Genomic DNA, 12,716 nt, shown 5'->3' with positions numbered 1-12,716 from the left:
CCTCGAGGAGCGCGCTGAACTCCATGGCCGCCGGATCATCCGACTCGTTCGTCCACCTCCACGTCCACACGGAGTACTCGATGCTCGACGGGGCGTCACTGCTCGACGGGCTGTTCTCGCGGGTGGTGGAGCTCGGCATGCCGGCCATCGCGATGACCGACCACGGGAACCTGCACGGCGCCTACGACTTCTGGTCCAAGGCGCGCAAGCACGGGGTGAACCCGATCATCGGCATCGAGGCCTACCTCACGCCCCAGACCCACCGCAGCGAGCGTCGCCGGGTGCGTTGGGGCAAGGGCGGCACGGCCGAGGAGGGCGGCGACGACGTCGCGGGCGGCGGCGCCTACACCCACATGACGATGTGGGCGTCGAGCACGGAGGGCATGCACAACCTGTTCCGGCTGTCCTCCCGCTCGAGCCTGGAGGGGTACTACTACAAGCCGCGCGCCGACCGGGAGCTGCTGCAGACCTACAGCAAGGGCCTGATCGCCACCACCGGGTGCCCCTCGGGCGAGGTGCAGACCCGCCTGCGGCTGGGGCAGTACGACGAGGCGCGCCGCTCGGCGGCCGAGTTCCAGGAGATCTTCGGCAAGGAGAACTTCTTCCTCGAGCTGATGGACCACGACATCAGCATCGAGAAGCGCGTGCGCGACGACCTGCTGCGCCTGGGCAAGGAGCTCGGCATCCCGCCGGTCGCCACCAACGACTCGCACTACAACAACCCGGGTGACGCCGAGGCGCACGACGCCCTCGTGTGCGTCGCGTCGGGCAAGCGCCTGGCCGACCCGAACCGGCTCAAGTTCGACGGCGGCGGCTACTACATCAAGTCCGCCGCGGAGATGCGCGAGCTGTGGGCCGACCGCTTCGGCATGCCCGAGGCCTGCGACAACACCCTCGAGATCGCCGAGCGCTGCTCGGTCGACTTCACCGAGTCGACCGGCGGCTACATGGCGCGCGCCGACGTTCCGGCCGGCGAGACCGAGGACTCCTGGTTCCGCAAGGAGGTCTGGCGCGGCATCGAGAGCCGCTACCCCGGCGAGAAGCTGACCGCCGAGGTGCGCGACCGCGTCGAGATGGAGCTCGCCGTCGTGGCGACGAAGGGCTACTGCGGCTACTTCCTGGTGGTCGCCGACTTCATCCAGTGGGCGAAGCGCAACGGCATCCGCGTCGGCCCCGGCCGAGGCTCCGGCGCGGGCTCGATCGCGGCGTACGCGCTGCGGATCACCGACCTGTGCCCCCTGGAGCACGGCCTCATCTTCGAGCGGTTCCTCAACCCCGAGCGTCCCTCGATGCCCGACTTCGACATCGACTTCGACGAGCGTCGGCGCACCGAGGTCATCCAGTACGTCTCGGAGAAGTACGGCAGCGACCGGGTGGCCTACATCGCCACCTTCGGGCGCATCAAGGCCAAGCAAGCGATCAAGGACGCCGCGCGCGTGCTCGACTACGGCTTCGCCGTCTCCGACCGCATCACCAAGGCGCTGCCGCCCGACATCATGGGCAAGGGCGTGCCGCTCAAGGAGCTCTTCAACGAGGGCCACAAGCGCTACAACGACGGCGGCGAGTTCCGCGCCCTGCACGCCAGCGACCACGACGTGCGCACCATCTACGAGACGGCGGTCGGCCTCGAGGGCCAGATCCGCCAGTGGGGCGTGCACGCCGCCGGCGTGATCATGTCGAGCGAGCCCCTGGTCGACATCGTGCCGATCATGAAGCGCGAGCAGGACGGCGCGATCATCACGCAGTTCGACTACCCGATGTGCGAGTCGCTCGGGCTGGTCAAGATGGACTTCCTGGGGCTGCGCAACCTCACGGTCCTCGACGACGCGTTGAAGAACATCGAGATGAACCGCGGCGAGACGGTCGTGCTCGAGGACCTGCCGTTCGACGACCCCGCGACGTACGAGCTGCTCTCGCGCGGCGACACCCTCGGCGTGTTCCAGCTCGACGGCGGGCCCATGCGGGCGCTGCTGCGCAGCATGAAGCCCGACAAGTTCGCCGACATCTCGGCCGTCGGCGCGCTCTACCGTCCCGGCCCGATGGGCGCGGACTCCCACAACAAGTACGCGCGGCGCAAGAACGGCCGCGAGCCCATCGACCCGATCCACCCCGAGCTCGAGAAGCCCCTCGAGACGGTGCTCGGCGAGACCTACGGCCTGATCGTGTACCAGGAGCAGGTCATGGAGATCGCCCAGGTGCTGGCGGGCTTCAGCCTCGGACAGGCCGACAACCTGCGCCGCGCCATGGGCAAGAAGAAGAAGGAGGAGCTCGACAAGCAGTACGCCGGGTTCCAGGCCGGCATGCTCGAGCGCGGGTACTCCCAGCAGGCCATCACGGCCCTGTGGGAGATCCTGCTCCCGTTCTCCGACTACGCCTTCAACAAGGCCCACTCCGCGGCGTACGGCGTGGTGTCCTACTGGACGGCCTACCTCAAGGCGAACTACCCGGCCGAGTACATGGCGGCGCTGCTGACCTCGGTGAAGGACGACAAGGACAAGTCGGCCATCTACCTCAACGAGTGCCGGCGGATGCGCATCCAGGTGCTCCCGCCCGACGTCAACGAGTCCGCCCACAACTTCACCCCGGTCGGCACCGACATCCGCTTCGGCCTCACCGCGATCCGCAACGTGGGCGCCAACGTGGTGGAGCAGATCGTCGGCGCGCGCGAGGAGAAGGGCCGCTTCACCGACTTCAACGACTTCATGGCGAAGGTGCCGGTCGGCGCCTGCAACAAGCGGGTCATCGAGTCGCTGGTCAAGGCGGGCGCCTTCGACGACATGAAGCACAAGCGGCGCGCCCTCGTCGCGGTGCACGAGATGGCCGTCGACCAGTACGTCGACATCAAGAAGAACGAGGCCATCGGGCAGGACTCGCTGTTCGGCGGCCTCGACGACGTGGACGACGGCGGCGGGTCGTTCGGCGTGAGCGTCGCGCTGCCCGACATCGACGAGTGGGACAAGATGACGCTGCTGGGCCACGAGCGCGAGATGCTCGGCCTCTACGTCTCCGACCACCCGCTGCTCGGTCTGGAGCACGTGCTCTCCCAGGGCACCGACTGCACCGTCGGCCAGCTGCTGCTCGACGAGGAGCGCCCGCACGGCGCCCGCGTCACCGTGAGCGGCCTCGTCACCTCGGTGCAGCGCAAGATCACCAAGAAGGGCGACGCCTGGGCGACGATCACCCTCGAGGACCTCGAGGGCGGCATCGAGGTGCTGTTCTTCCCCAGCAGCTACCAGCTGGTGGCCCAGCACCTGGTGCCCGACTCGATCATCCGGGTCTCGGGCGCCCTGTCGAAGGACAAGGAGCAGCCGGAGATCCGCGGCCAGGAGGTCACGCTGCCCGACCTCGCGGAGGGCCCCGGCGGCCCGGTGGTGCTGACGCTGCCCTCGACGCGCTGCACGCCCACCGTGGTGACCCAGCTGCGCGACGTGCTGGGCACCCACCCGGGGATGTCGGAGGTGCACCTGCGGCTGCTGACGCGCCAGTCGACGACCTTGCTGCGCATCGACGACCGGCTGCGCGTCACGCCGAGCCCGGCGCTGTTCGCCGACCTCAAGCAGCTGCTCGGACCGGGGTGCCTCGGCGGGGCCGAGTCGCGTGGCTGAGCGGCTGCTCCCGCCGCCGACCTCCGCGCCGGCGCGGAGGCGCCGTACCGCTCCGGCGGGTGCCGTCGGCCCGACGGGTGCGGTGGCCCCGGTCGTGACCGACGTCCTGCGGGTGGTGCGGCTGTTCGCCGAGGTGGCGGTCGTCGCCGCGCTGCTGTGGAGCTGGTGGTGGCACCCGGCCACGGGGTTCGCCTCGGGCGGGGAGTTCTACTGGGACCCCCGCAGCATCGAGGGCTCCATCACGGGCACGGCGTCGTACCTGGTCGTCGCCTCCGTCGCCGGCTTCCTGGCCGGTGCCGTCGTCGCCGCGCGCCACCTCGCGCGCCCCTGGCTCGCCCTGGGTACGACGGCCCTCGCCGCGGCCGCCGCGGGCGTGCTGACGGCGTGGCTCGGCCACCTGCTCGGCCCCGAGGACCCGGTGGACGTGGCCGCCCGCAGCGCCGACGGGTCCCGGGTCGCCATCGACCTGCAGGTGGAGGGCCTGGGTGCGTACGCCGCGATGCCGGCCGCCGCGCTGAGCGCCGTGGCGCTGGTGCTGCTGCTCTGGCCCCGCCGGGGCGACTAGTCTCCTGGCCGGGCGGTGGCGAGGGGGCCACCGCACCACCGAGACGAGGGGACGCGGACGTGACGCAGCCACCGGGGGACCAGCAGCCGCCGCGGTACCAGCCGCCGCAGGGGGACCAGCAGCCGCAGCCGTACGAGCTGCCGCCGTCCGCGCAGGAGGGGGCGTCGCAGCCCCGCCGGCGTGGGGAGCGGCGCCGGGCGCGCCGGGCGGTGGTCCTCGGCGCCGCGGGCGTGCTCGCGGTGGTCGCGGTCGGCGGGGGAGCGGCGGCGTACCAGGCCTACTACGCGACCGGCGACCAGCCGGCGCAGGCGCTGCCGGCCGACACGCTGGCGTACGTCAGCGTGGACCTCGACCCGAGTGGCCAGCAGAAGCTGGAGGCGCTCGAGGTGCTCGAGCGGTTCCCCGGCTTCGGCGACTTCTCCGACGAGGTCGGCCTCGACCGCGACGACGTGCGGCGCACGCTCTTCGACCAGGTCGTCGACGCGACGCCGTGCGAGGAGCTCGACTTCGACGAGGACATCGACTCGTGGCTGGGCGGGCGCTTCGCGACCGCCGTCGTGCCCGACGAGGACTCCCCGAACGTGCCGGAGCTCGGGGGCGACGTGGTCTTCGTCGCCGAGGTCTCCGACGCCGCCGCGGCGTCGGAGGGCATGGAGCGGATCTCGGACTGCGGCGGCGAGGAGGAGCTCGGCTGGGCCGCCGAGGGCTCGTGGCTCGTCATCAGCGACACCTCCGACGCCGCCGAGCGGGTGCTCGACGGGGCGGCGGAGGCGTCGCTCGCGGACGACGAGGCCTACGGCCGGTGGACCGACGCGGCCGGCGGCGCCGGCATCCTCAACGTGTTCGTGGGTCCGGGCGCCGCCGACCAGGTCATCGAGGCCCTCGACGGCGAGCTCGACGACGCGATCGGCGACGAGCTCGGGCTGGCGATCGGCGAGGCCGACCGCGAGGCGTTCCGCACCGCGGCGGAGGACTTCGAGGGCGCCGCGCTCGCCGCGCGCTTCGCCGACGGGGGGCTCGAGGTGGTGGGCGCCACGCAGGCGCGGCTCGGCGCTGAGGACGGCGAGCGCCCGGCGGTCACCGCCGGCACCGCGGGCGACCTGGCGGCGTCGCTGCCCGAGACCACGGGGGCGGCGATCGCGGTCGGCCTGGTGCCCTACTGGTACGAGGCGCTGCTCGCGAACGTGCTCGACGGCGGCCTCGCGGAGGACGACGTCGACGCGGGCATCGCCGCGGTCGAGGACGAGACCGGGCTGCGGCTGCCCGACGACCTGCGCACGCTGCTCGGTGAGGGCTTCGCCTTCGCGGTGGACGGCGAGCGGGCCGACCTCGACGCCCTCGAGCGCTCCGAGGGACCCCAGGACCTGCCGCTCGCCGCGAAGGTGCTGGGCACCGACGCCGACGAGGTCCGGGACGTCGTGGACGCGTTCCTCGACGCCACGGGCGCGCCCGACGACCTCGACGTGGCCGTCGAGGGCAGCGACGGCGGGAGCGTCGCGCTCGGCTTCGACGAGGACGCGGTCGCGGAGGTCGCGGAGGAGGGCGGTCTCGGCGGCACCGACGCCTTCGAGGCCGTCGTGCCCGAGACCGACGACGTGCACGCCCTGCTGTTCCTCGACCTGCAGGCCGGTGACGGCTGGCTCGAGGACCTCGCGCGCGAGCTGGGCGACGAGGAGCTGGCCGACAACGTGGCGCCGCTGTCGGCGCTGGGGCTGTCGGTGCGCGTCGACGACGACGTGACCCGCACCGTCCTGCGGATCACGACGGTCGACTGACGGGCGCCACCACCGCGCCGGCGAGGGCGACCAGGTCGGCGGGGCGCAGCTCGACGTCGACGCCGCGGCGGCCCGCGGAGCAGTACACCGTCTCGTGGGTCAGCGCGGAGGCGTCGACGACGGTGCGCAGGGCCCGCCGCTGGCCGAGCGGCGAGATGCCCCCGACGACGTAGCCGGTGGCCCGCTGCGCGGCGGCGACGTCCGCCATGCGCGCCCGGCGCCCGCCGAGGGCCGCGGCGGCCGCCTTGAGGTCGAGCATGCCGGCGACCGGCACGACGCCGACGCACAGCTCGCCGTCGACGTCCAGCACGAGGGTCTTGAGCACCCGGTCGGGGGACAGGCCCAGCGCGGCCGCGGCCTCCTCGCCGTACGACGTGCTCGTGGGGTCGTGCTCGTAGGGGTGCACGACGTGCCAGGCGCCGGCGGCGACGAGGGCGGCGATCGCCGGGGTGGCCGCCGCCTGCCGGTCGCGGGCGTCGCGCTTCCTGGCCACGGGCTCAGTTCGGCGAGAAGCCGGTGCGGTTGAGCTGCAGGGCCGGCAGCGACGGGATGACGTTGATGGCCCGCAGCTCGGCGGCGAACAGCTCGGCGAGGAGCAGGTAGCGCTCCTCCGGGTCGTCGGTCTCCAGCAGGCGCTGGCGGTCCGACAGGGGGAGCGGCGCCACCGCTGACATCGCCCACGAGCGGAAGACGACGTCGTTGGGCAGCACCCCGGCGACCACGTTGCCGCCGAGCTCGGAGACGACGGCCTGGTGGGCGGCGAAGAGGGCGCCGGTGCGCTCGACGACGGCGGGGTCCACGGCCGGCGCTCGCTCGGGCTCGGGGAGCACCTGCACCTCCCCGACGGGGAAGGTGTCGCTGGTGTCGAGACGGTCGAGCCGCAGGCGGTCGCGGCACACGGCGACGACGTCGAAGGTGCCGTCCTCGTGGGCCTCGACCTGGGTCAGCTGGAGGCGGCACCCGACCCGGTGCAACGACTGGCTGCCGCGGTCCCCGACCTCGTAGCCCTCGCGGATCGCGACGGACCCGAAGAGGCGGCGGGCCGGGTCGGGCTCGCGCAGCAGGTGGTGCACCAGCGCGCGGTAGCGGTCCTCGAAGACGCGCAGCGGGACGGTGAGACCGGGGAACAGGACGGAGCCCAGAGGGAACATGGGCAGGCGCGTCGTCCCCCCGCCCTCGGGCTGGTCGTCGTGCGCGTCGGCCACGTCCTCGACCCTAGCGCCCGCGTGGCGGCCACGATGCCGGGCCACCCCGGCGCCCGGCCTAGAATCGGGCCCATGACCACCCCCGCTCCGGCCCCGCGGCTGCGCCGCACCGACCTGCGCGGAGCGACCCCCGGATCCCTCGACTACCGGGCGGTCGTGCCGCGTGCCGACTTCGACGTCGAGGCGGCCGTGCCGGCGGTGCACGCGATCGTCGAGGCCGTGCGCGAGCGCGGCGTCGACGCGATCCTCGAGCTCGGTGCCCGCTTCGACGGCGTCGAGCTGACCGACGTTCGTGTGCCCGAGGGGGCGGCGCAGGCGGCCCTGGAGGCGCTGGACCCCGCGATCCGCGCCGGGCTGGAGGAGTCGATCCGGCGGCTGCGCACCACCTGCGCCGCCGAGCTGGAGCGCGACGCGGTGACCGACCTCGCGCCGGGCGCCCGCGTGACGCACCGCAAGGTGCCCGTGGGCCGCGTCGGTCTCTACGTGCCCGGCGGCCTCGCGCCGCTCGTGTCGAGCGTGCTGATGAACGTGGTGCCGGCCCAGGTCGCCGGCGTCGGCTCCATCGCCCTGGCCAGCCCGCCGCAGAAGGCGTTCGGCGGCTCGGTGCACCCCACGATCCTGGCGGCCTGCGCGCTGCTCGGTGTCGAGGAGGTCTACGCGGTGGGCGGCGCCCAGGCGATCGCGATGTTCGCCCACGGCGCGGGTCCCTGCGCGCGCGTCGACATGGTCGCCGGTCCCGGCAACATCTACGTCGCGGCCGCGAAGCGGCTCGTGCGCGGGCTGGTCGGCATCGACTCCGAGGCCGGTCCGACCGAGATCGCGATCCTCGCCGACGAGACCGCGGACCCGGCGTACGTCGCGGCCGACCTGCTGAGCCAGGCCGAGCACGACCCGCTCGCCGGCGCGGTGCTGGTCACGTCGAGCGGGACCCTGGCGGACGACGTGGACGCCGAGCTGGAGAAGCAGGTCGCCGCGACCCGCCACGTCGACCGCGTGCGCACCAGCCTGGCCGGGCGCCAGTCCGGGATCGTGCTCGTCGACGACGTCGCGCAGGGCATCGACGTGGTGGACGCCTACGCCGCGGAGCACCTCGAGATCCACACCGCCGACGCCGCCGCCGTGGCGGCGCGGGTGCGCAACGCCGGCGCGATCTTCGTCGGCCCGCACGCCCCGGTCAGCCTGGGCGACTACTGCGCCGGGTCGAACCACGTGCTGCCCACGGGCGGCTGCGCCTGCCACTCCTCGGGGCTGTCGGTGCGGGCGTTCACGAAGTCGGTGCACGTCGTGGAGTACACGCGCGAGGGCCTGGCCGAGGTGGCCGACCACGTCGTGACGCTCGCCGAGGCCGAGGACCTCCCGGGCCACGGTGCCGCCGTCCGGGTGCGCTTCTCGTGAGCGCGGGCACCGACGCGGGCTGGCTCCCGCTGCGCGACGAGCTGCGGGGCATCGAGCCGTACGGCGCGCCCCAGCTCGACGTACCCGTGCAGCTCAACGTCAACGAGAACCCGTACGGGCCCTCGGAGGCGTGCGTCGCGGACATCGCGGCGGGCGTCGCCGAGGCGGCACGCACGCTGAACCGCTACCCGGACCGGGAGTTCACGGCGCTGCGCGAGGCGCTCGCGGCGTACCTCTCCCGCGACGTCGCGGCCGGCCAGGAGCCGATCGCGGCCGAGCAGGTGTGGGCGGCCAACGGGTCCAACGAGGTCATGCTGCAGCTGCTGCAGGCCTTCGGCGGCCCGGGGCGCACCGCGGTGAGCTTCGCGCCGACGTACTCGATGTACCCCGAGTACGCGCGGGACTCGGGCACCACGTGGGTGGCCGGTCGCCGCGCCGAGGACTTCTCGCTCGACCTCGACGCGGCCCGCGAGCTGGTCGCGGAGCACGGCCCCAGCGTCGTGCTGCTGCCGAGCCCCAACAACCCGACGGGCACCGCGCTGCCGCCGGAGGCCGTGGACGCCCTGTGCGTCGCCGTCGCCGAGCACGGCAACGGGGGCCGCGGGGGGATCGTCGTGGTCGACGAGGCGTACGGCGAGTTCCGCCGCGCCGGCACGCCGAGCGCGCTCGAGCAGCTGCCGACGCACCGCAACCTCGTCGTCACGCGCACCATGAGCAAGGCGTTCGCCGGCGCCGGGCTGCGGCTGGGCTACCTCGCCGCCGACCCGGCGATCACCGACGCCATCCGCGTGGTGCGCCTGCCCTACCACCTGTCGTCCACGACGCAGGCCACGGCGCTCGCCGCGCTGCGCCACGCCCCCGAGCTGCTCGGCCAGGTCGACGCGCTGCGTGCCGAGCGCGACGCGCTCGTCGTCTGGCTGCGCGCGCAGGGCCACGAGGTGGCCGACTCGGACGCCAACTTCGTGCTCTTCGGCCGGTTCGCGGACCGGCACGCCGTCTGGCAGGGTCTGCTGGACCGCGGGGTGCTGATCCGCGAGACCGGCCCCGAGGGCTGGCTGCGGGTCTCGGTCGGCACCCCGGAGGAGATGGCCGCGTTCCGCGACGCCCTCGTGATCGTCACCAAGGAGGACCAGTGAGCACCCCCCAGGCCGACCGCGCCCCGCGCACCGCCCGGCTCGAGCGCACGACCAGCGAGTCGCGCATCCTCGTCGAGCTCGACGTGGACGGCACCGGCCGCCACGAGATCTCGACCGGGGTCGGCTTCTACGACCACATGCTCACCGCGTTCGCCCGGCACGCCCTCGTCGACCTGACGGTGCGCGCCGAGGGCGACACGTGGATCGACGCCCACCACACGGTCGAGGACACCGCGATCGTGCTGGGACAGGCGATCCGCCAGGCGCTGGGGGACAAGTCGGGGACGCGGCGCTTCGGCGACGCGACCGTGCCGCTCGACGAGGCGCTGGTGCAGGCCGTCGTCGACATCTCGGGCCGCCCCTACTGCGTGCACACCGGCGAGCCGGAGGGCCAGCAGTACGTGCAGCTCGGCGGCTCCGGGGTCTCCTACCTCGGGTCCCTGACGAAGCACGTCTTCGAGACGATCGCGTTCCACGGCCACCTGGCGCTGCACGTGCGCGTCCTCGCCGGCCGCGAGCCGCACCACATCGTCGAGACGCAGTTCAAGGCGTTCGCCCGGGCCTTCCGCGACGCGGTCGCGCTCGACCCGCGCGAGACCGGCGTGCCGTCGACCAAGGGCACGCTGTGAGTGCTGGTACGCCCCACGTCGTCGTCCTCGACTACGGCTCGGGCAACCTGCGCTCCGCCGTGCGCGCCGTGGAGCGTGCGGGCGCCGAGGTCGAGCTGACCTCCGACAAGCAGGCGGCGCTCGACGCCGACGGCCTGCTCGTCCCCGGCGTCGGTGCGTTCGCGGCCTGCATGGAGGGCCTGCGCGCCGTCAAGGGTGACGAGATCATCGGGCGCCGCCTCGCCGGCGGACGCCCCGTCATGGGCATCTGCGTCGGCATGCAGATCCTGTTCGGCCGTGGCATCGAGCACGGCGTCGAGACCGCCGGCTGCGACGAGTGGCCCGGCACGATCGAGCGCCTCGAGGCGCCGGTGGTGCCGCACATGGGCTGGAACACGGTCGAGGTCCCCGAGGGGTCGCGGCTGTTCGCCGGGCTCGAGGACGAGCGGTTCTACTTCGTGCACTCCTACGCCGCGCGCCGCTGGGAGCTCGAGACCAACGACCGCACCCGGGCGCCCCTCGTCACGTGGGCCACCCACGGCGGGGACCGCTTCGTCGCCGCCGTCGAGAACGGCCCGCTGTGGGCCACCCAGTTCCACCCCGAGAAGTCGGGCGACGCCGGCGCGGCGCTGCTGCGCAACTGGGTCGCCACGCTCTGAGCCGCACGGGCGCGCCCGCCGCGACCGCTCCGCCGTACCCCCCACCCGCTCCACCGCACCAGCGCACCCGCGAGAAAGGCAGGCCGTCGTGCCCGCGTCGTACCTCGAGCTCCTCCCCGCCGTCGACATCAAGGGCGGCCAGGCCGTGCAGCTGGTGCAGGGGGTCGACGGCTCCGAGAAGCGGTTCGGCGACCCGGTCGAGGCCGCGCTGCGGTGGCAGCGGGCCGGTGCCGAGTGGATCCACCTCGTCGACCTCGACGCCGCGTTCGGCGTCGGCACCAACCGCGAGCTGCAGGCCGAGATCGTCGGGCGGCTCGACATCAAGGTGGAGATGAGCGGCGGCATCCGCGACGACGAGTCGCTCGAGGCCGCGATGGCCACGGGCTGCCGCCGGGTCAACATCGGCACCGCCGCGCTCGAGCAGCCGGAGTGGTGCGCGCGGGCGATCGCGACGTACGGCGACCGCGTCGCCGTCGGCCTCGACGTGCGGGGTCGCACCCTGGCCGCGCGCGGCTGGACCCGCGAGGGCGGGGACCTCTACGAGACGCTCGCCCGTCTCGACGGCGAGGGCTGCGCGCGCTACGTCGTCACCGACGTCAACAAGGACGGCATGCTCGCGGGGCCCAACCTGCAGCTGCTGCGCGACGTGTGCGCCGCGACCGACAAGCCGGTCGTCGCCTCGGGCGGCGTCACCACGCTCGACGACATCCGCGCGCTGACGGAGCTCGTGCCGCTCGGCGTCGAGGGCGCCATCGCCGGCACCGCCCTCTACGAGGGCCGGTTCACGATCGAGGACGCCCTCGAGCTGACGCGGGCCGCCGGGGCTGCGGGTAGCGCGGGGGAGCAGGCGTGAGCCTGGCCGTCCGCGTCATCCCGTGCCTCGACGTCGACGGCGGCCGGGTGGTCAAGGGCATCAACTTCCAGGAGCTGCGCGACGCCGGTGACCCGGTCGAGCTGGCCCGCACGTACGACGCCGAGGGCGCCGACGAGCTGACGTTCCTCGACATCTCCGCCTCGCACGAGGGCCGGGCCACGACGCTGGAGATCGTGTCGGCGACCGCCGAGCAGGTCTTCATCCCGCTCACCGTCGGCGGGGGCATCTCGAGCGTCGAGGACGTGGACCGGCTCCTGCGCGCCGGCGCCGACAAGATCGCCGTCAACACCGCGGCCATCCGCCGCCCCGAGCTCATCGCCGAGATCGCGGACCGCTTCGGCAACCAGGTGCTCGTGCTGTCCGTCGACGCCCGGCGCGCTGCCAGCGGCACCGACTCGGGCTTCGAGGTCACCACGCACGGCGGTCGGCGCTCCGCGGGCCTCGACGCCGTCGAGTGGGCGGCCCGGGCCAGCGAGCTCGGCGCCGGCGAGATCCTGCTCAACGCCATGGACGCCGACGGCACGCAGGACGGCTTCGACCTCGAGCTGCTCCGCGCGGTCCGACAGGTCGTGACCGTCCCCGTCATCGCCTCCGGCGGCGCCGGCGCGGTCGAGCACTTCGCGCCCGCCGTCGACGCCGGCGCCGACGCCGTGCTCGCCGCCACCGTCTTCCACTTCGGCACCCTGCGCATCAGCGAGGTCAAGGCCGCGCTCGTCGACGCCGGCCACCCCGTCCGCTGACGGCCTTCGGGTTCGTCCCTGCCGGGTCGCGGTAGCAGCGACGGTCCGAGTGGTCGCGGTAGGAGCGGTAGTGGATGACTACCGCTGACACCGCGACCCCGCGCTGCGGAGATCCGGCGCCGACGGTCCGAGCGGCCGCGGTGGGAGCGGTAGT

At 73.6% G+C, this 12,716-nt stretch carries 11 protein-coding genes; 9 read left to right on the top strand and 2 right to left on the bottom strand.

Annotation, left to right across the window (positions count from 1 at the left end; all coding sequences use genetic code 11):
* The first annotated feature begins 23 nt into the window (after positions 1-23).
* From dnaE to ACOACO_RS13470, 3 genes are all read left to right on the top strand, one after another.
* Positions 24-3,605, top strand: a complete 3,582-nt coding sequence (gene dnaE, locus ACOACO_RS13480) for a DNA polymerase III subunit alpha (protein ID WP_420296787.1) — start codon at positions 24-26, stop codon at positions 3,603-3,605.
* Between the two features lie 94 nt (positions 3,606-3,699).
* Positions 3,700-4,170, top strand: a complete 471-nt coding sequence (locus ACOACO_RS13475) for a hypothetical protein (RefSeq protein ID WP_420296786.1) — start codon at positions 3,700-3,702, stop codon at positions 4,168-4,170.
* 59 nt (positions 4,171-4,229) lie between these two features.
* Complete coding sequence (locus ACOACO_RS13470; protein WP_420296785.1) at positions 4,230-5,945, top strand: hypothetical protein; 1,716 nt, start codon at positions 4,230-4,232, stop codon at positions 5,943-5,945.
* Here ACOACO_RS13470 and ybaK read toward each other — a convergent pair.
* Positions 5,929-6,438 carry a Cys-tRNA(Pro) deacylase gene (ybaK, locus tag ACOACO_RS13465; protein WP_420296784.1) on the bottom strand — a complete coding sequence of 170 codons (510 nt, stop codon included), beginning with the start codon at positions 6,436-6,438 and terminating at the stop codon, positions 5,929-5,931. The genes ACOACO_RS13470 and ybaK overlap by 17 nt on opposite strands.
* 4 nt (positions 6,439-6,442) lie before the next feature.
* Positions 6,443-7,150, bottom strand: coding sequence for an LON peptidase substrate-binding domain-containing protein (locus tag ACOACO_RS13460; protein ID WP_420296783.1), 708 nt, complete (start codon positions 7,148-7,150; stop codon positions 6,443-6,445).
* A gap of 72 nt (positions 7,151-7,222) precedes the next feature.
* Between ACOACO_RS13460 and hisD the strand changes: the two genes are divergently transcribed.
* The 6 genes from hisD to hisF all read left to right on the top strand — a co-directional run bounded on the left by hisD (position 7,223) and on the right by hisF (position 12,562).
* Entirely contained in the window at positions 7,223-8,545 is a 1,323-nt protein-coding gene (gene hisD, locus ACOACO_RS13455; protein ID WP_420296782.1) for a histidinol dehydrogenase, read from the top strand.
* Positions 8,542-9,681, top strand: coding sequence for a histidinol-phosphate transaminase (locus ACOACO_RS13450; protein ID WP_420296781.1), 1,140 nt, complete (start codon positions 8,542-8,544; stop codon positions 9,679-9,681). The genes hisD and ACOACO_RS13450 overlap by 4 nt, the downstream gene beginning before the upstream one ends.
* Positions 9,678-10,310 carry an imidazoleglycerol-phosphate dehydratase HisB gene (hisB, locus tag ACOACO_RS13445; protein WP_420296780.1) on the top strand — a complete coding sequence of 211 codons (633 nt, stop codon included), beginning with the start codon at positions 9,678-9,680 and terminating at the stop codon, positions 10,308-10,310. The genes ACOACO_RS13450 and hisB overlap by 4 nt, the downstream gene beginning before the upstream one ends.
* Positions 10,307-10,948 (top strand): imidazole glycerol phosphate synthase subunit HisH, encoded by a 642-nt coding sequence (gene hisH / locus ACOACO_RS13440; protein ID WP_420296779.1) that lies wholly within the window; start codon positions 10,307-10,309, stop codon positions 10,946-10,948. The genes hisB and hisH overlap by 4 nt, the downstream gene beginning before the upstream one ends.
* 88 nt (positions 10,949-11,036) lie before the next feature.
* Entirely contained in the window at positions 11,037-11,801 is a 765-nt protein-coding gene (gene priA / locus ACOACO_RS13435) for a bifunctional 1-(5-phosphoribosyl)-5-((5-phosphoribosylamino)methylideneamino)imidazole-4-carboxamide isomerase/phosphoribosylanthranilate isomerase PriA (RefSeq protein ID WP_420296778.1), read from the top strand.
* Positions 11,798-12,562, top strand: coding sequence for an imidazole glycerol phosphate synthase subunit HisF (gene hisF / locus ACOACO_RS13430; RefSeq protein WP_420296777.1), 765 nt, complete (start codon positions 11,798-11,800; stop codon positions 12,560-12,562). The genes priA and hisF overlap by 4 nt, the downstream gene beginning before the upstream one ends.
* The last annotated feature ends 154 nt before the right edge of the window (positions 12,563-12,716 follow it).

Origin of the sequence: Nocardioides sp. CPCC 205120 (genome assembly GCF_048654585.1) — a bacterium.
Lineage (GTDB): Bacteria > Actinomycetota > Actinomycetes > Propionibacteriales > Nocardioidaceae > Nocardioides.
The sequence above is the reverse complement of the archived record's forward strand: the minus strand, read 5'-3'. Positions and strand labels throughout refer to the sequence as shown.

Bases quoted from the DNA above. Each gene is read 5' to 3' on its own strand.
- dnaE (WP_420296787.1), top strand. From the start codon at position 24: ATGGCCGCCGGATCATCCGACTCGTTCGTCCACCTCCACGTCCACACG.
- hisD (WP_420296782.1), top strand. From the start codon at position 7,223: ATGACCACCCCCGCTCCGGCCCCGCGGCTGCGCCGCACCGACCTGCGC.